At 73.3% G+C, this 17078-nt stretch carries 16 protein-coding genes; 15 read left to right on the forward strand and 1 reads right to left on the reverse strand.

Annotated elements, in window-relative coordinates; translation table 11 throughout:
- Positions 1 to 158 precede the first annotated feature (158 nt).
- The 6 genes from STRCI_RS31145 (at position 159) to STRCI_RS31170 (ending at position 8750) form a co-directional block, all read left to right on the forward strand.
- Positions 159 to 2039: a hypothetical protein gene (locus STRCI_RS31145; protein ID WP_269662271.1), complete on the forward strand. Its 1881-nt coding sequence runs from the start codon at positions 159 to 161 to the stop codon at positions 2037 to 2039.
- The gene (locus STRCI_RS31150) at positions 2032 to 4029 is read left to right on the forward strand and encodes a TOMM precursor leader peptide-binding protein (protein WP_269662272.1); all 1998 of its coding nucleotides are present in this window, start codon (positions 2032 to 2034) and stop codon (positions 4027 to 4029) included. Before STRCI_RS31145 ends, STRCI_RS31150 begins: the two co-directional genes overlap by 8 nt.
- Positions 4030 to 4040: 11 nt before the next feature.
- On the forward strand, positions 4041 to 5603 hold the full coding sequence (locus STRCI_RS31155) for a SagB family peptide dehydrogenase (RefSeq protein ID WP_269662273.1): 1563 nt from the start codon (positions 4041 to 4043) through the stop codon (positions 5601 to 5603).
- Between the two features lie 278 nt (positions 5604 to 5881).
- Positions 5882 to 6040 carry a hypothetical protein gene (locus tag STRCI_RS31160; protein WP_269662274.1) on the forward strand — a complete coding sequence of 53 codons (159 nt, stop codon included), beginning with the start codon at positions 5882 to 5884 and terminating at the stop codon, positions 6038 to 6040.
- On the forward strand, positions 6037 to 7557 hold the full coding sequence (locus STRCI_RS31165; protein WP_269662275.1) for a SagB family peptide dehydrogenase: 1521 nt from the start codon (positions 6037 to 6039) through the stop codon (positions 7555 to 7557). Before STRCI_RS31160 ends, STRCI_RS31165 begins: the two co-directional genes overlap by 4 nt.
- A gap of 20 nt (positions 7558 to 7577) precedes the next feature.
- Positions 7578 to 8750: an NAD(P)/FAD-dependent oxidoreductase gene (locus STRCI_RS31170; RefSeq protein WP_269662276.1), complete on the forward strand. Its 1173-nt coding sequence runs from the start codon at positions 7578 to 7580 to the stop codon at positions 8748 to 8750.
- Between the two features lie 51 nt (positions 8751 to 8801).
- Here STRCI_RS31170 and STRCI_RS31175 read toward each other — a convergent pair whose 3' ends face one another.
- On the reverse strand, positions 8802 to 9500 hold the full coding sequence (locus STRCI_RS31175) for a LuxR C-terminal-related transcriptional regulator (RefSeq protein WP_269662277.1): 699 nt from the start codon (positions 9498 to 9500) through the stop codon (positions 8802 to 8804).
- Between the two features lie 281 nt (positions 9501 to 9781).
- On the opposite strand from STRCI_RS31175, the gene STRCI_RS31180 reads away from it, so the two are divergent.
- Genes STRCI_RS31180 through STRCI_RS31220 form a run of 9 tightly spaced genes read left to right on the forward strand, consistent with a single transcriptional unit; the run spans position 9782 to position 17069 of the window.
- Positions 9782 to 11023 carry a cytochrome P450 family protein gene (locus STRCI_RS31180; RefSeq protein WP_269662278.1) on the forward strand — a complete coding sequence of 414 codons (1242 nt, stop codon included), beginning with the start codon at positions 9782 to 9784 and terminating at the stop codon, positions 11021 to 11023.
- The gene (locus tag STRCI_RS31185) at positions 11020 to 12066 is read left to right on the forward strand and encodes a methyltransferase (protein WP_269662279.1); all 1047 of its coding nucleotides are present in this window, start codon (positions 11020 to 11022) and stop codon (positions 12064 to 12066) included. The genes STRCI_RS31180 and STRCI_RS31185 overlap by 4 nt, the downstream gene beginning before the upstream one ends.
- 50 nt (positions 12067 to 12116) lie before the next feature.
- Positions 12117 to 13085, forward strand: coding sequence for a diiron oxygenase (locus tag STRCI_RS31190; RefSeq protein WP_269662280.1), 969 nt, complete (start codon positions 12117 to 12119; stop codon positions 13083 to 13085).
- Positions 13082 to 13612, forward strand: a complete 531-nt coding sequence (gene dcd, locus STRCI_RS31195) for a dCTP deaminase (protein WP_015657115.1) — start codon at positions 13082 to 13084, stop codon at positions 13610 to 13612. The genes STRCI_RS31190 and dcd overlap by 4 nt, the downstream gene beginning before the upstream one ends.
- On the forward strand, positions 13609 to 14136 hold the full coding sequence (locus STRCI_RS31200; protein ID WP_269662281.1) for a dCTP deaminase: 528 nt from the start codon (positions 13609 to 13611) through the stop codon (positions 14134 to 14136). Before dcd ends, STRCI_RS31200 begins: the two co-directional genes overlap by 4 nt.
- Complete coding sequence (locus tag STRCI_RS31205) at positions 14133 to 15230, forward strand: glycosyltransferase family 4 protein (protein ID WP_269662282.1); 1098 nt, start codon at positions 14133 to 14135, stop codon at positions 15228 to 15230. Before STRCI_RS31200 ends, STRCI_RS31205 begins: the two co-directional genes overlap by 4 nt.
- Positions 15231 to 15256: 26 nt before the next feature.
- Positions 15257 to 15925 carry an HAD family hydrolase gene (locus tag STRCI_RS31210; protein WP_269662283.1) on the forward strand — a complete coding sequence of 223 codons (669 nt, stop codon included), beginning with the start codon at positions 15257 to 15259 and terminating at the stop codon, positions 15923 to 15925.
- 3 nt (positions 15926 to 15928) lie between these two features.
- Positions 15929 to 16636: a copper homeostasis protein CutC gene (locus tag STRCI_RS31215; RefSeq protein WP_269662284.1), complete on the forward strand. Its 708-nt coding sequence runs from the start codon at positions 15929 to 15931 to the stop codon at positions 16634 to 16636.
- Position 16637: 1 nt separating this feature from the next.
- Entirely contained in the window at positions 16638 to 17069 is a 432-nt protein-coding gene (locus STRCI_RS31220; protein ID WP_269662285.1) for an HIT family protein, read from the forward strand.
- Positions 17070 to 17078: the final 9 nt, after the last annotated feature.

Below are 17078 nucleotides of genomic sequence, written 5' to 3' on the forward strand. Positions count from 1 at the left end.
CCACACCAGTGGGAGACCGGGCCCGCTCGCGTCCGCTCGGCGGAGGCAGGAATGCAGACTGCCGACGGACGACCGGGGCGGGGGCCCGCTGACACGATCGACCTCACGACTCGCCCGGGGCGCGCACGCCCGACCAGCAGAACGCGGAGTCCTCCACCATGCAGAGCACGATCGCGGCCATGCGTCCGCGGATGAGAACCGGCGTCTTCTTCACCCCCGCCCCCGAAGGGGACGGTGTGCTGCTGACCAAGGGCAGTGACATCGTCACCTTCCAGGGCACCTCGACCTACGCGTGGCTGGAGAAGCTGTCCCCGCACCTCGACGGCAGACACAGCGTCGGCGACCTCACCGCGAGCATGCGGCCCGCGACCCGGCAGATGGTCGAGCGGCTGGTCGGCGCGCTGCACGAGGCCGGCCTCGTCCGCGATGTCGGCGAGGACGAGGAACACACACTGTCCGAGGGCGAGTTGGAGGCGTACGCAGCCGAGATCGCCTTCGTCGAGGCGTTCCGCTCCTCGCCCGCGCTGCGGTTCCAGCGGTACCGCCGGACGCGGCTGCTGGTCCTGGGCTCGGGGTCCGTGCTCGCCGCCGCGGTCGAGGGCGCGCTGCTCACCGGTGTGGCCCGGGTCTCGGCGCGTCTCACGGGCAGCGAACCGGAGGTGCGGGCGCGGCTCGACGAACTCGCGGCGGAGGCCCGGCAGCGGGACGCGGAGCAGGCCCTGGACGCCGGGTCGCCGGACGCCGGTCCACTGGACGCTGCCGAGCTGCAACGAGCGGTGGAGGAAGCCGACTTGGTGCTGTATGCGGCCGATCGCGTCGACCCCGGCACGCTGTCGGCGGTCGACCGGGCGTGCGCGCGGCTCGGGCGGACGCTCATCCCCGTGACCCTTCTCGGCGAGGAGGCGTGGATCGGCCCGGTGTGTCCGGCGGACCGTCCGGAGACGCGCTGGGGGAGTCTGTGGCGGCGGCTGGGCAGCCCCGCGGCGGACGCGCGGAGCGACTTCCTCACCGGACCCGTGCCGGGCATCGTCGCCAACCACCTGGTGTTCCGCGCCTTCGAGTCCGTCACCGGGGTCGCGGAGGAGGACCTGTCGTCGGCCGGTGTCGTCCGGGTCGACCTGGAGACGCTTCAGACGTCCGCCCACCGGCTCCCGGTGGCCCCGGTCACCTCGGACGAGGACGAACTCGCCGAGCGGGCCGCCGCGTTGACCGACGAGCGGCTCGGTGTGCTGGGTCCCTTGACCGAGGCGCACTACGAGCAGTTCCCGCTGCGGGTCGTCCGGGTCGCCGTCGCCGACCCCGGGCGCCCCGGGGAGTCCTTCCCGGTCTGGGGCGCGGGGGCCGACTTCGCACAGGCCCAGGACGCCGTCCTGCGGCACGGGCTCGCCGCCCACGCCGTACGGCCGGGCGCGCTGCCGGCGGACGCCTCGGTGACCGGGTTCGCGCTGGCGGACGGCACGCGGAGGGACGTACCGGCGGACGCGGTGTTCGGGCAGTTCCCCTTCGGCACGGCCGCGGGGACGACACGGGCCGATGCCGTGGAGCGGGCGCTGCTGGACCATCTGACGCGGGGGGCGTTCATACCGCCCGAGGCGCTGGGCGTGGCGCTGGACGGGCTTCAACTCACCCCTGCCGCAGGCCGGTTCCGTGATCTGCTGCTGACCACCGGCGAGGAACTGTCGGTGTCCACGCTCCGGGCTCCCGCCGGGGTCACCGCCTACCTCTTCCGGCTCGGCGACGAGGCGACCGGGCCGAGCGAGCGCGGGGTCGGGTTCACCCCCGCCGAGGCCGCCGAATCCGGCCTGGGGCGCCTGCTGCTGGCCCACCAGGCCCACGCGCACGACCAGACCGAGTACGCGCCCGCACCCGAGGTCTCCCTGTGGGTCCCGGGCGAGGCCGCCGACGGGGAGCGGCACCGCGCGCTCGTCGAGGCCCTGCGCGCCGACGGACTCGAACCCGTCGTCGTACCGCTCGACCAGGACCCGGCCGTCCACGCCGTACTGCCGCATCTCGTCCGGGTGGTGCTGCTCGATGCGTGAGCACCCGACCCGCCCGGTCGCCCTGCTCGGCGACGGCGGCCTGCTCGACCGGGCCACCGCCGCCGCGCTGGCCCGCACCTTCCCGCTGGTACGGCCGGACCGCGGCGCCCTCGCCGACGCGCTCGGCTCCTGCGCGGCCGTCCTCGTCGCCTCGGACACCGCCGACACCACCGGCTACACCGACCTCCCCAAGGCTGCGGAGGCGGCCGGTGTCCCCTGGATCCCGCTGCGCACCGAGACGGACGCGATCCACGTCGGACCCGTGGTCGGGGACGCCTGCCCGACCTGCGCCGACTGGCGCCGCCGGCTCGCCCGCGACAAGGCGCAGCACCACGAGACCCTGCGCGCCCGCCACGGCACCGCCCTGGCCGCCCAGTTGTCGCCCCTGCGCACCCGGACGGCGGCGGCCGTGGCGGCCGAACTCGCCGTGGACCTCCTCGACGCGAAACTCTCCGGCCGAGGCGGGTCCGAGGACGTCGTCGCGGGGCGCCGCCCGGACGACCGCTTCATCCGTGTCGACCTGGCCTCGCTCGCCGTCAGCTCCCACCGCTATCTGCCGTACTCGCTGTGCGAGGACTGCGGCGGGCTGCCGCCCGACGGCCCCGAGGCGGCGCGGATCGTCCCGGCCGCCCGCCCGAAGCCCGCGCCCGACGTCTTCCGGGTGCAGAACGTCGTCGCGCGCGAAGGGGAGTTGTACGACATCTACGTCGACCCGGCGGCCGGTGTGGTGCCGTCCGTGGACGACGAGCGCGGCGGGCCGCTGCCCCGCGCGGTGGCCCCGCTCAGCTCCCTGCGCGGCAACAACTCGCAGCACGGGTGGGGCCGTACGACCAACTACCGCACCTCCCGGATCACCGCCGTGCTGGAGGCGCTGGAGCGGTTCGGCGGGGAGCAGCCCCGGGGGCGGCGCACCACGGTCACCGCGAGCCGACGGGAACTGGGCGAACGCGCCCTGGACCCGCACCTCTTCGGGCTCTACCCCGACGACCGCCACGACCTGCCCGGCTTCCCCTACATCCGGTACCACGAGGACCTGGTGATGCCCTGGGTGTGGGGCTGGTCCTTCGCCCGCGCCGAGCCGGTGCTCGTCCCGGAGCGGTACGCCTACTACGCGGCGCACAGCCACGACGACCCGCGTTTCGTGTACGAGATCTCCAACGGCTGTGCCATGGGCGGCTGTCTGGAGGAGGCCGTCCTGTGCGGGCTGCTGGAGGTGGCCGAGCGGGACGCCTTCCTGATGACCTGGTACGGGCGGATGCCGATCCCGCGCGTCGATCCGCACTCCGCGCGGGACCGCTCGATCCCCATGATGATCGAGCATCTGCGCCATCGGACGGGGTACGAGGTCCAGCTCTACTCGGCCACCCTGGAACAGGGCGTCCCGTGCTTCTGGGCGGTCGGCCTGGACACGCTCGGCGACCCGGGCAGACCGCGTGTCCTGTGCGCGGGCGGCTCCGCGCTGCTGGCCGAGAAGGCCGTCGTCAACGTCCTGCACGAGATGGCGCATCTGCTGGAGCACGCCAAGATCTACGACGCGGCGGAGCGGGAGCGCGCCGGGCGCATGGTGCGCGACCCGTCCCTGGTGAAGGTGATGGGCGACCACTCCGTGCTCTACAGCCACGAGGACGCCTTCGACCGGTTCGACTTCCTGCTGGGGGAGCGCGAGGCACGGCCGTTCGCGAGCTTCGAGGAGCAGTGGCGGTGGCCCGCGCACACCGATCTGCGGGCGGACCTGGAGGAGATGCTCCGCCGCTGTCTGGACCGGGGCCTGGACGTGGTGGTCGTGGACCAGACGACCCCGGAACACCGGGCGGGCGGCTTTGCCTGCGTCAAGGTGATGGTGCCGGGGACCCTGCCGATGACCTTCGGGCACCGGAACCGGCGGGTCGACGGAATCCCGCGGCTGCTGACGGTGCCGTACGAACTCGGTTACCGCGACCGTGAGTTGACGCCCGCGGACATCAACCCCCACCCCCACCCGTTCCCGTGAGGACTCCGCGGATGACCGCCGTCGAAGGGCCCGGCCGGGCCCCCGAGTCGCCCGGCGCACGGTACTGGCACCGCTCCCTGCACGACTACGCCGATCTGATCGGGCGGGGGCCGGGCGGCCGGGAGGGCGGACCGCGGGAACCGGAGCGGTTCACGCGCCACGGCTCACTGCCCCGGTATCCGCTGCCGTCGCCGCCGCGGACGCTCGGTCCGCCGAGCCGGGGTCTTGGCGCGCTGGGCCGGGGTCTCGGGGAGAGTGCCGGGGGGCGGGTCGTGCCGACCGCTGCCCTCCACTCGGCGCTGCTCCACTACACCTGCGGTGTCCTGCGCACCGAGTTCGGCCCGACCGCCCGCTGGCCCTACCACCGTGCCGTCCCCTCGGCCCGCTGCTTCGCGCCGGTCGAGACCTACCTGTGGACCCCGGGGCACGACGGACTCCCCGCGGGCGTCTACGCCTACGACCCGGCGCACCACGCCCTGGTCCTGCTGCGGGCCGGGGACTTCCGCGCCCTGCTCGGCGCGGCGCTCGGCACGGACCTCGACGCCGCCGTGGGTGCGCTGCTGCTGTCCACGGTCTTCTGGCGCACGGCCTTCCGGTACGGCGCCTACGCGTACCGGCTGTGCGCGCAGGAGGCGGGCCTGATGGCCGGGAACGCGCTGATGGTCGCGGGCGCGCTCGGGGTACCGGGGCAGCTGCGGCACCAGTTCCTCGACGGGGTGCTGGAGCGGCTGCTCGGGGTCACGCGCCCGGAGGAGAGCGTGGCCGCGGTGCTGCCGCTGTACGCGGGGCGGGGGGAGGCCGTACCGCCGTGCTCCGAGGCGGAGTTGCCGGTGCCCCCTGCGGCCTGTCGGCCGGCGGCTCCCGCGACCGGTGTCGGTGCGCTCGCCGAACTCGTCGAGCTGGATGCCGCCGCCCGTCTCACCGACACCGCGTTCTTCGCCCGGCTGCCCCACGAGGAGCCCCCGACCGCCGGGCCCGTCCCGGCCGGGGAACTCGCCGACCTGCTGCGCAGGCGTACCTCGGGAGCCCCGGCGTTCCACCCGAAGCCGCGGCCGGTGCCGGTCGAGGCCGTGCTGGACGCGGTCCGGCCCGCCTTCGCGCCGTATGCGTCCGACGCGGTGCCGGAGGGTTCCGCGCCGCCCGTCACGGCTCACCTGTGGGCGGTCGATGTCACCGGAGCCGAGGCCGGAGTGCACGAGGTGACCGCGGGCGGACTGCGGTACCTCGGTCCCGCCCGGTCCGTGGACCTCGGTCTGGAGGCGGCCAACATCGACTACCGCACGGTGAACGCCGTGGTGTTCCTGTCGGTGCCCGCCCGGCGGGCCCAAGTGACCTTCGGTGACCGGGGGTTCAGGGTGCTGCACCACGAGGCGGGGGTGGTCGCGCAGCGGCTGTGCGTGCTGAGCGCCGGGTCCGGGCTCGCCGCCCGCATCCACAACGGCTACGCCGCCGCACCACTGGCCCGCGCCCTGCGCCTGCCCCCGGGCCACGAACCGGTCTTCCAGATCGCCCTCGGCACCCCCGGCGCCGACGAGCGCTGCCTGATGCCCGTCCCGCACTGGAGGGCCGCGTGATCCTTTCGACTGCCTGGCGCCGCGCCGGGGCGGACCGCGTGGACGCCTCGACTGCTTTGCGTCGCGATAGGGCGGACTGCGTGGACGCTTCGACTGCTTTGCGTCGCGATAGGGCGGACTGCGTGGACGCTTCGACTGCTTTGCGCCGCGATAGGGCGGACTGCGTGGACGCTTCGACTGCTTTGCGTCGCGATGGGGTGGGCTGCGTGGTCTCCTCGGTCGCTCTGTGTCGCCACGGGGTGGGTTGCGTGACCCCCTCGGCCGCGCGGGAGAACCGCGTGAACTCTTCGACCGCCTGGCGTCGCCATGGGGTGGGCCGCGTGACCATCTCGGCCGCGCTGGAGGGGCGCGTGGCCGCCTCGGGCGCCCTGCGTCGCCATGGGGTGGGCCGCGTGAACCCCGCCATCACCCCCCACCCCGCACGGGAGGCTTCATGAGCGCCGCGACCGCCTCGACCGGCTCCGCCGCCCTGGAGTACCTCGCCTCCGGACACCAGCCGCCGGACGCGCTGCCCGCGGCCGATGCGATGCGGCTTCCGCCGGTTCACAAGCGCTACCCGGCGGCGGTCCGCCGGACGTTGCCGGACCGTCCTGAGGCGCGGGACGCGGACCCGCTGCGGCGGCTGTCCTGGCTGCTGCACCGGGCGGGCGGGCTGACCCGGATGCGCTGGATGAGCGGCATCATGCCGCTCGGTCTCGGCAGCCCGGCCGCCCGCCGGCAGCTCCTGTCACCCGGCCGCACCGCCGCCGCCTCCGGCTCCCGCTATCCCGTGGAGCTCTACCTCGCCCACCCCGCCATGGACGGCCTCCCCGCCGGACTGTCCCACTACGACCCCGTCCACCACACCCTGGAGAGCCTGCGCGAGGGCGACGGACGGCACCTGATCACTCCACTGCTCGCCGAACCACCCGACCGGGGAACGGAGTTCGTCCTGCTGCTGAGCAGTGTGCTGTGGCGCAACATGGCCAAGTACGGAGTCTTCGGCTACCGCCTGCAGAGCCTGGACGTCGGGGTGGCGACCGCGCAGGCGGTGGCCGCCGCTGAGGCGACGGGGCTGACGGCGACCGTCCATCTGCGGTACGAGGACGGCGCGTTGGACGAGCTGCTCGGCCTCACGCCCTTCGCGGAGAGCGTGTTCGCGGTGATCACCCTGCACCGGCCGGACGCCCCGCCGGCGGTACCCTCCGCGCGCCGGCACGGCGAGGTGCCCGCCGCCCGGCCCGAACCCGTGCCCATCAGCGAAATTCCCGCTCTGGCCGAGGCTGCCGCCCTGCACGCCGCCATCCATCGCGCCGCCCCTGGGGACTTCGGCGACGCCACACCCGCCCCCCGGCCGCTCCCCGACGGCCCTCGGCACCCCCTCCCGCCCACCACTCTCGCCCTCGCGGACGGCTTCCCGGGCCGCCGCACGGCGTACGGCTTCCGCCCGGCCCCGGTGCCCCGGCGGACGCTCGCCGCCCTGCTCGCCGCCGCGGGCGAACCGGTGGCCGCCGGGATCCCGGTCCAACTCGCCGGAGTCGTCCAGCGGATTCCCGAGGTGGAGACCGGCGCCTACCTCTACGACGCCGTGACCCACGCGCTGATCGGCACCCGGCGCGCCGACGCCGTACGGGACGTGCTCGCCGCGGCCAAGAGCCCCATGCTGGCCGACGAATGCCGTACCGCCACCGCGGTCCTCGCGCCCTGCGGCGATCCGCGCGCCGGGGTGGAGCGCCACGGGGACCGCTGGTACCGGGCGCAGAACATCGTGGCCGGTGCCGCCGCGCAGCGGATCGCGCTGGCCGCGGCGGCCGCCGGTCTGGAGAGCCATGTGCACTGCGACTTCGACCCGGCGGGCCTGCGCTCCGCCCTCGGTCTGACCCCGGGCCCGCTCCAGCCGCTCGTACTGGTGACCGTCGGCCCGCGCGCACCGGACCGCACGGATCCGCACCTGCCCCTGCGAGCCGGTTTCTGAACAGGAGGATGCACCCACTCATGGAGTCCTACGACGTGGTGGTGGCCGGTGCGCGCAGCGCCGGTGCCTCGGCCGCGCTGCTGTTCGCGCGGGCCGGGTACCGGGTCCTGCTGCTGGACCGCGCGGCCTTCCCCAGCGACACCCTGTCCACCCAGCACATCCACCGGCCCGGGCTGCGGCTGCTCAGGCGCTGGGGGCTGCTGGACCGCCTGGCGGCGACCGGGTGTCCGCCGGTGCGCCGGATCTCCTACGCGCTCCAGGACGTCCGGCTCGCCGGGCCGGTCCCCGTGGAGGAGGGCATCGATGCGGTGTACGCGCCGCGCCGGTACGTGCTGGACAGCATGCTGATCGACGCGGCCGTCGAGGCCGGGGCCGAGTTCCGGCAGGGGTGCGCCGTCACCGGGGTGCTCTGCGAGGGCGGCCGGGTGACCGGGGTGCGCTGTGGGACCGGCCGGGGCGAGAGCGAGGTGCGGGCCCGTCTGGTGGTGGGCGCCGACGGGATGCGCTCGACGCTGGCGGGTCTGCTCGGGGCGGCGGTGGAGCGGGAGGACGCGCCGCGCACCTGTGTGTACTACGGCTACTGGGAGGGGCTGCCCGCGCAGTTCGAGGTGTACGAGCGCACCGGACGGCTCATCGGCGTGGTCGGCACCCATGACGAACTGACGCTGGTGGCCGCCTACTTCCCCCAGTCGGAGTTCGCCGGCATCCGGCGGGACGCGGACCGCGCCTATCGGGAGGCCATCCGGACCACCGCCCCCGAACTGGCCGAACGCGCCCTGTCGGCCAGGCGGGTGGAGCGGCTGCGCGGCACCGGCAGCCAGCTCAACCACCTCCGTACCGTCACGGGTCCCGGCTGGGTCCTGGCCGGGGACGCCGGATGCCACAAGGACTCCATCACCGGGACCGGCATCAGCGACGCCTTCGAACAGGCCGCGCTGCTGGCCGAGTCGGTCGGCGCCGGGCTGCACGACGACCGGGAACTGGCGGCCGCGCTGGACCGCTACGCCGAGGGCCACCGTCGGCTGATGGAGCCGCGCTATCGCACCGCACTGGACACCGCACGGCTCGAAGTCACCGCGGAACGACTGGAGTTCACCCGATGGATAGCGAGCGACCCGACGTCCGCGAACGCCTTCCTGTCGGTGGCGGTGAGCCATGTCGACCCGGCCGAACTGCTTCCGGCCATGGGCTGAGGGCGGTGCCGGCGGTGGTCGTGGCCGCCGGCACCGCCCTCAGGGGTGCGATCAGGCCGCCGCGCAGGGGCGGACCAGACCCGTCTCGTACGCGAGGATCACGGCCTGCGTGCGATCGCGCAGGCCGAGCTTCTGGCACAGGTGATAGAGGTGCGATTTGACCGTCGCCTCGCTCAGCGAAAGCATCTTGGCGATCACCAGGTTGGAGTGGCCGTTCGCGACGAGTGAGAGCACATCGCGCTCCCGGGTGGTGAGCAGCGCGAGCTGCCCGGAGCCGGCGGAGGCGGCCACCTCGGGTGAGCGGTTGAGCAGTCGGCCGATCAGCTGCACGGCTTTCGGTGACTTCAGGACCATCGCGCCGCCGGCGATGTCACGGATGGCGGCGGGCAGGGTCCGGGGATCGCAGTTGCCCGGCAGTAAGCCGCGCACCCCGCCCTTCAGCGCCGACAGCAGCTCCGCCTGTTCGTTCCGGGAGCTGAGCATGAGGACGCCCGGCGCGCTGTCCGGGGCCATTCTCCGCAGACTGCGCGCCATGGCGATGCCGTCCACGGCGTCGGAGTCGTGGTTGATGAGTGCGACGTGCGGACGCAGGCTCTGCACGGCGGCGAGCATCTCGCGGCCGTCGAGGGCCTCGCCCACCACGCTGATGTCCGGTTCTCTCTCCAGGACGCTGACCATCCCCGCTCGCATCAGATGGCGCGGGTCGCAGATCAGGACCCGTATACAGTCAGCCCCAGTTGTGTTCGTCATGCTGTGAAATAACCCCCATGAGTGCATGATCCCGAAGACGGACATACGGGAAGCGGCCACGACCGATGGTCTGGACCACTCGTCTCGTCTGCAGAGTACTGATAGGTCGCCGCAAAGATCTAGCGACATCCGAGCCCGGCTTCGTCGCCCCAGGTGACGGCCGGTGGAGACGGAGTCGGAACCTCAACCTCCAGTCTGAGACGCAAATCCGGTCCAGGGACGGACGACACGTTCCGGCCACGGTGCGAGGGTGATCCGGTCGGTCGGCTCAGGGGGAACAGGTGCAGACTCAGCCGGAACTCGAACCGTTGCTCGATTTCAGCCCGTACCGGCTGCTCACGGAACCGGACGCGGTCCACCTGCGGATACGCGCCGAACCACCGGTCCGCCTGGTGCGGGAGGAGAGCGGCTTCACGTACTGGCTGATCTCCCGGTACGCCGAGGCCCGCCAGGCCCTGCGCGACCCCGGGCTCTCCAACGACCCGCGACGTCTCGGCCACGCGGTCGACACGGCGAACGCCTACTCCCCGATGGCCAACAACGACCCGCCGCACCACACCCGGCTGCGCGGACTGGTCTCCCACGGCTTCACCCGCCGCCGGATCAACGCCCTTACGCCGAGAGCCGAGTCGGTCACCGGCGAACTCCTCGACGCCGTCGCGCCCACCGGGCGGTCGGACATCATCGCCGACCTCGCCTTCCCGCTGCCCGTACTGGTCATCTGCGAGCTGCTCGGGGTGCCCACCCGGGACCGGGAGACCTTCCGCACCTGGGCCGCGCGCACCCTGTCCACCGCTGCCGGACCCCGTACCCGCGAGGAGCGTTCGCGCCGCCTGCGCGCCTACTTCACCCGGCTCGTCGCGGTCAGGCGAGCTGCCGTACGACCGGACCTGGCGCCCGACGAGCAGCCTGATCTGCTCAGCGCCCTCATCGTGGCGCAGGAGCGCGACAGCAGCCTCGACGACGAGGAACTCATCGGCCTGGCAGTGCTGTTGCTGGTCGCCGGGCACGAGACCACCACCAACCTGATCGGCAACGGACTGCTCACCCTGCTGCTCCACCCCGACCAGTTGCGGCTGCTCAGGGAGGACTCCGCCCTGCTGCCCTCGGCCGTCGAGGAACTGCTGCGGTACGAAGGCTCCGCGGGGCAGTCCTCCCTGCGCGTGGCGGTCGACGACGTCGTCATCGGCGGGACCGTGATCCCCCGCGGCTCGGTCGTCAACATCGGCCTGTCCCTGGCCAACCGGGACCCCGAAGCCTTCCGGGACTCCGACGCCCTCGACGTCCGGCGCGATCCCAACCCCCATCTGGCCTTCGGACACGGCATCCACTACTGCCTCGGCGCGCCGCTGGCCCGGATGCTCGCCACGACGGCGCTCGGAGCGCTGCTCGACCGGTTCGACGCCCTTCAACTGGCCGTCCCACCCGACGAGTTGCGCTGGCGCCAGATCAGCATCCTGTGCGGACTGACCGCACTTCCCGTCTCCTTCGCTCCTGTTCGTCCGGAAACGAGTGGCACGTGACCCTGATCGACCCGATGGCGGCAGCCAACCTCTACCGCCTCGCCTTCGGTTTCATACCCGCCCAGATGATCCACGCCGCGGCCCGGCTGCGGCTCCCCGACCTGCTGGCCGAAGAGCCCCTGACCACCGAGGAGCTGGCCGAGCGCACCGGAACCCGGGCCCCGGCCCTGCGCAGGCTGCTGCGGGGCCTGGCCACCCTCGGCGTGGTGGAACAGCGGGGCGAGGACGGCTTCCGGCTGGCACCGGCCGGCGAACTGCTCCGCTCGGACGTGCCGGGCTCCGTCCGCCCCATGCTGATGCCCTACTTCGGCGAGGCCGTCTGGACCTCCTGGGGACGGTTCACCGAGTGCCTGCGCACCGGACGGCCGTCCGTGGAGTCGGTCACCGGAGGCTCGGTCTTCGACCTGTTCGCGGCCGATCCGGAGCTGGGCGCGGAGTTCCACGCCGCGATGGCGGTCAGCGGCGGCGCGGAGGCCCAGGCGCTGGCTCGGTCCTACGACTTCGCCGACGTCAGGACCGTCGTGGACGTCGGCGGCGGCAACGGCGCCCTGCTCGCCGGAGTCCTCGGGCACCACCCCCATCTGCACGGGGTCCTGGTCGACACCCCGGTCGGCGTGGCCGGAGCCCCGGACACCCTCGCCGCCGCGGGCGTCGCGGACCGGTGCGTGCTCGTCGCCCAGGACTTCCTCGCCGCCGTGCCCGAGGGCGGCGACCGCTATGTGATCAAGAGCGTGCTGCACGACTGGGACGACGAGCGCTGTGTGACGATCCTGCGCAACTGCCGCCAGGCCATGGCGGACACGGCCCGGGTGCTGATCGTCGAGGTCGTCGCCCCGCCCGTCGCGGACACCACGACCGACCCCTTCCTCACCGTCAGCGACCTCAACCTGATGGTTCTGACCCATGGCCGGGAGCGCACCGAGCGGGAGTTCACCGGACTCCTCGATGCCGCCGGCCTCGAACTCACCGAGATCGGCGCGCCGCTCGGCTTCAGCGGCTACCGGGTCATCGAGGCCCGCCCCACCGCCGGACCCGTCCGATGACGCGGCAGGACGGCCGAGTGACGCGGCAAGACAACGGAGGAACGCAAGAGTTGGGAACCATCGAGGAAGCCACCGGCCAGGTCGGCCCGAGCACCCTGCGCAGACTGGCGGCGGCCTGGCCCCGCCGGGCCACCGTGCGCACGGACATGGACAAGGTCACCGGAGCGGGGGAGTACGACCCCGGACTGCTCGACTACCCCGTCGCGCTGATGCCGTTCGGCGAGCACCCCGACTTCCAGGGCGCCCCGCAGGACAAGCGGCGCACGGTGAACACCCTGGGCTGGATCGCGTACAACGAACGCGTCGTGGCCGCCGAGGAGTTCGTCGTCAACCCCACCTTCGAGAAGCTCGGCCACGCCGTGTTCCCCGGGGTGGACCGGTTCGAGGTGAAGGAGATCGTGCGGCAGTCCCACATCGACGAGGTGTGGCACACGTACATGCACATGCTCGGCATGCAGCGCACCCGGGAGGCCCGGGGCATCACCGCCGAGCCCGACTGCGGTCACCCCGTCACCAACCGGCTCCTGTACGAGGCGCAGGACGCCGCCGCCGAGCGCTGGAAGTCGGATCTGCTCCTGCTGCTGTGGACCACGGTCGGTGAGGTCAGCGTGAACGCCTTCCTCGACCTGATGGCCCGGGACACCACCGTGCAGCCGCTGCACTCCACGATCGCCCGGCTGCACGCCCGCGACGAGTCGGCGCACGGCCCGGTCATGGTCGAGGTGATGAAGGACGTCTTCGTCAACCTCTCCCGGCAGCAGCAGGACTTCTTCGTGGCGTCCCTGCCCGCCGCGATCAACGCCTTCTGCGCCGAGGACTTCGACTGGTGGCTGAAGGTCCTCCGGTTCGCCGGCATCCCCAAGGCCCGCGACATCGTCGAGGACTCCCGGGGCGGACAGGCGGAGCTGCTCGTCACCGACTTCTCCGGGATCCTGCGCATGCTGCGGGAGCTGGACGTGGCGGACCGGGTGGACTTCGACTTCGGGGCAGCCGCGGGCGCCACGGGGAGGGCGGCATGATCCTCACCGGTCCCGAGATCACCGAGGCCGCGAGCGACGGCCGGATCGTCATCTCGCCGTTCAACCCGGCCCAGGTGAACCCCAACAGCTACAACGTCTGCCTCGGCGACAGGCTGCTGACCTACACCGACGACGTCATCGACCCCTACCGGCCCAACGCCACCCGGGAGATCATCATCGGGGAGGACGGCTATGTCCTCAGGCCCGACCAGCTCTATCTCGGGCACACCGTGGAACAGGTCGGCTCCGACCAGTACGTGCCGCTGCTCTTCGGGCGGTCCTCGGTCGGCCGGCTCGGGCTGTTCGTGGAGATCACGGCACCCATCGGCGACATCGGCTTCCACGGCCAGTGGACGCTGATGCTCTCCCCGGTCCAGCCGCTGCGGGTGTACCCGGGGATGAAGATCGGCCAGATCATGTTCTTCGTGTCGCTCGGCGAGGTCGACCTCTACCGCGGCAAGTACCAGTCCTCGGCGGGCCCCCAGGAGTCCCGCTACTGGAAGGACGTGGCGGTGCCGACCACATGATCCTCACCAGGGAGGCCATCGCCACCGCCGTGGAACGCGGCGACATCGTCATCGAGCCCTTCGACCCGGAGCGGATCTCGCCCAACGCCTACGACTGGCACCTCGGCGACCGCATCCGGGTCTGCGAGGGCGACGAGCTGGACGCCGCCGCCGCGACCCGCGTCACCGAGCACGTCATCCCGCCCGAGGGCATGGTGCTGCGGCCGGGACGGCTCTACCTCGGCGTCACCCATGAGCGCACCCACTCCGAGCGCTACGCCCAGATGATCAACGGCGACCGCAGCCTCGGCGCGCTCGGTGTCTGGGTCCATGTCTCCGCCCCGCTCGGACACGTGGGCCACGCCATCCGCTGGACCCTGGAGATCCGGGTGGCACGGCCGGTGCGGGTCTACCCCCGCATGCCCTTCGGGAAGATCGTGTTCCTGGTGGCCGAGGGCGCGATGTCCAGCTACCAGAGTCTGGGCCGCAAATACACCCGGACCAGCGGGATCGACATCTCGCGGCTGTACGAGGAGCTGCGGTGAGCGCGCCCCGGACCCTGACCGGACTCGACCTGCCCTGGGGCAGCCCGGGCGGCAGCGTCGAACTGCTCAAGGATCTGTACCTGGACCCGGACGGGCCGCTGAAGGCGAGCGCGTTCATGCTCGTCCCGGAAGACGGCTCCCCGCCGCCCGACGAGAGCACCCTCGCCCTGCTCGACGTCCCCGGCAAACAGCTCAGCGGCGAGGGCTTCTGGGCCTACGTCGACCGGCTCACGGACGCGGTCACCGCCCGCTTCCCGCACACCGAGCAGGACGTCGTGCACCTCCAGCACCTCGCCTTCGGCGCCACCCCGGCGCTCCTGCGGGGCTATCCCAAGCAGCCCGCCATCGGCCTGGTGCACGGCACGGACCTGCTGTTCGCCGCCGAGTACGACACCCAGGGCGCGGTGCTGCGGGAGGCCGTCGAGGCGGCCCGCTCCCTGGTGGTGCCGACCGCCGGGATGGCCGACCAACTGCGCCGAGTGGCCCCGGAGACGGACAGCGACCGTATCGTCCACATCCCCTGGGGCGTCCCCGACGCCCTGCTGGCCGAACCACCGGTACGAACTCCTCGGGACGGCGGGCCACTTCGGGTCCTCTACGCCGGCCGCCTCACCGCGGAGAAGGGCGCCGCCGAACTGGCCGCCGCGCTCTCCGGGGTACCGGGTGTGCGGCTCAGCATGGCCGCGCCGGTCGCCGAGTTCCGGCGGCTGGCCGGGGAACGGGACCTGTCGGCCGTACGGCATCTGGGGTGGCTGAGCCGCCGGGAGCTGTGGGCCGCGTTCGCCGGGCACGATCTGCTGGTGGTGCCGTCCGCGAAGCTGGAGGCGTTCGGTCTGGTGGCCGTGGAGGCGCAGGCCTGCGGACTGCCGGTGGCCTACCAGCCGGTGCCGGGGCTGCGGGACGCGCTCGGCGACTCGGCGCTGCCGCTCGATCTCCTCGCCGACCCCCGGCGGGCGCTCGCCGAGCTGACCGGGCTGCGGGACGACCCCGGCGCGCTGGAGGGCCTGCGCCGGTCCGGGTTCCGCAACGCGGCGCGCTTTCCGCTGTCCAGGACCGCACGCGACCTTGCCGCCCTCTCCGCCCAGGTGCGGTGAGCCACCGACCGTCCGAAGGAACCGACATGTACACCGCCGCGCTGTTCGACCTCGACGGCACCCTGATCGACACCGAGCCCCGCAGCCATGAGGCGTGGTCGCGGCTCTTCCGCAACCACGGCGTCCCCCACGACGAGGCCACCATCCGGGGCTTCGCCGGGCGGCCCCCGCGCGAGGCGCTGCTCGACCATCTGCCCCGCTTCCCCGGACACACCGTCGACGAGCTCTTCGCCGAGGCCCTCGCCTACACGGCCCTCCCCGACATGCCCCCGGTCGGCGCCGTTCCCGGTGCCCTCGAACTCCTCGCCCGGCTCAAGGAGTCGGGGGTCCCGCTCGGGCTGGTGACCTCGGGCACCCGGGACTACGCCCGGCACGAACTCGGCGCGGTCGGGGCGCTGGACCTCTTCGACGTGCTGATCACCTCCGACGACGTCAGCCGCGGCAAGCCCGATCCGGAAGGCTGCCTCAAGTGCTGTGCGGCGCTCGGGGTTTCACCCGGAGACGTCGTGGTCTTCGAGGACGCCCCGGCCGGGGTCGCGGCGGCGAAGGCCGCCGGTGCCGACGTGGTGGCGATCACCTCCACCCAGTCCGCCGAGGCGCTGGCCGCGGCCGATCTGATCGTCCCCGATCTCACCGGGATGACCTGGCCGCCGCCGACCCCCGCGACGGCCGCCGCGACCCGGACGGAGGCCTGAGCCATGGGCGAGGCGATTCTCGAAGTCGTCGTCACCTCCGCCGAGGAGGCGCGGGCGGCCGTCGCGGGCGGCGCCCACCGGCTGGAGCTGGCGGCCGACATGGACGCCGACGGAATGACCCCCGCGCTCGCGGAGTTCGTCCGCACCCGCGACGCCGTCACCGTGCCGGTACGGGTGATGCTGCGCGACAAGGGCGGCTTCCAGGCCGCCGACCTCGACGCCCTGCGCGCCGCCGCCGGGGCGCTGCGCGCGGCGGGCGCCGAGGAGTTCGTCCTCGGCTTCCTCACCGCGGACGGCGCACCGGACCTGCTCGCGGTCCCCGCCCTGCTCGACGCGGTGCCGGGCTGCCGCTGGACGTTCCACCGGGCGGTGGACCACGCTGCCGACCGGACGGCGCTGCGGCACGCCATCGAGGGGCTGCCCGGCCTGGACACCCTGCTGTCCGCGGGCAGCGTCGCCGGTGTCGCGGACGGTCTGCCCACCCTGCTCGCGGAGGCGGACCGCCAGGGGGAGCCGGGCCACACCGTGGCCATGATGGCGGGCGGGGGACTCGGCGCCGGGCACGTGCCCGCGCTGCGCGCCCGGGGCGTCGACGCCTTCCACGTCGGTACCTCGGTGCGGCACCGGGGCTGGGACAGCCCGGTCGACCCGGCCGCCGTACGCCGCTGGCGCGAGCTGATCGACGCCGCCGCCCGGACGGACGGGGGCTGACATGACGGCCGAGTGCGTGTTCTGCGACATCGTGGCGGGCCGGCTGCACGCGGAGATCCTCTTCGAGGACGAGCGGACCGTGGCCTTCCTCGACAACACCGCGGTGATGGAGGGCCACACCCTCGTCATCCCGCGTGCGCACGCGGCGGACATCTGGGAGATCCCCGAGGACGACGCGGCGGCGGTGATGCGCACCGTCCACCGCATGGCCGCGGTCCTCGACGGTGTGCTCAAGCCCGACGGCCTGACCCTGTTCCAGGCGAACCGCCCCGCGGGCTGGCAGGACGTCTTCCACCTCCACGTCCACCTGGTCCCGCGGGAGGACGCCGACCGCCTGAACCGCCCCTGGTACGTGGACCGCGCCGACCCCGAGGCCCTGGCGCGGACCCGCCGCCGCATCCTGGGGGAGGGGAGCGCGGATGCCCTCCGCTAGGGATCGCCC

Origin of the sequence: Streptomyces cinnabarinus (assembly GCF_027270315.1) — a bacterium.
GTDB lineage: Bacteria > Actinomycetota > Actinomycetes > Streptomycetales > Streptomycetaceae > Streptomyces > Streptomyces cinnabarinus.

Bases quoted from the DNA above. Each gene is read 5' to 3' on its own strand.
- STRCI_RS31170 (WP_269662276.1), top strand. From the start codon at position 7,578: ATGGAGTCCTACGACGTGGTGGTGGCCGGTGCGCGCAGCGCCGGTGCC.
- STRCI_RS31145 (WP_269662271.1), top strand. From the start codon at position 159: ATGCAGAGCACGATCGCGGCCATGCGTCCGCGGATGAGAACCGGCGTC.
- STRCI_RS31150 (WP_269662272.1), top strand. From the start codon at position 2,032: ATGCGTGAGCACCCGACCCGCCCGGTCGCCCTGCTCGGCGACGGCGGC.
- STRCI_RS31175 (WP_269662277.1), bottom strand. From the start codon at position 9,500: ATGACGAACACAACTGGGGCTGACTGTATACGGGTCCTGATCTGCGAC.
- STRCI_RS31215 (WP_269662284.1), top strand. From the start codon at position 15,929: ATGGGCGAGGCGATTCTCGAAGTCGTCGTCACCTCCGCCGAGGAGGCG.
- STRCI_RS31210 (WP_269662283.1), top strand. From the start codon at position 15,257: ATGTACACCGCCGCGCTGTTCGACCTCGACGGCACCCTGATCGACACC.
- STRCI_RS31165 (WP_269662275.1), top strand. From the start codon at position 6,037: ATGAGCGCCGCGACCGCCTCGACCGGCTCCGCCGCCCTGGAGTACCTC.
- STRCI_RS31155 (WP_269662273.1), top strand. From the start codon at position 4,041: ATGACCGCCGTCGAAGGGCCCGGCCGGGCCCCCGAGTCGCCCGGCGCA.
- STRCI_RS31220 (WP_269662285.1), top strand. From the start codon at position 16,638: ATGACGGCCGAGTGCGTGTTCTGCGACATCGTGGCGGGCCGGCTGCAC.
- dcd (WP_015657115.1), top strand. From the start codon at position 13,082: ATGATCCTCACCGGTCCCGAGATCACCGAGGCCGCGAGCGACGGCCGG.
- STRCI_RS31200 (WP_269662281.1), top strand. From the start codon at position 13,609: ATGATCCTCACCAGGGAGGCCATCGCCACCGCCGTGGAACGCGGCGAC.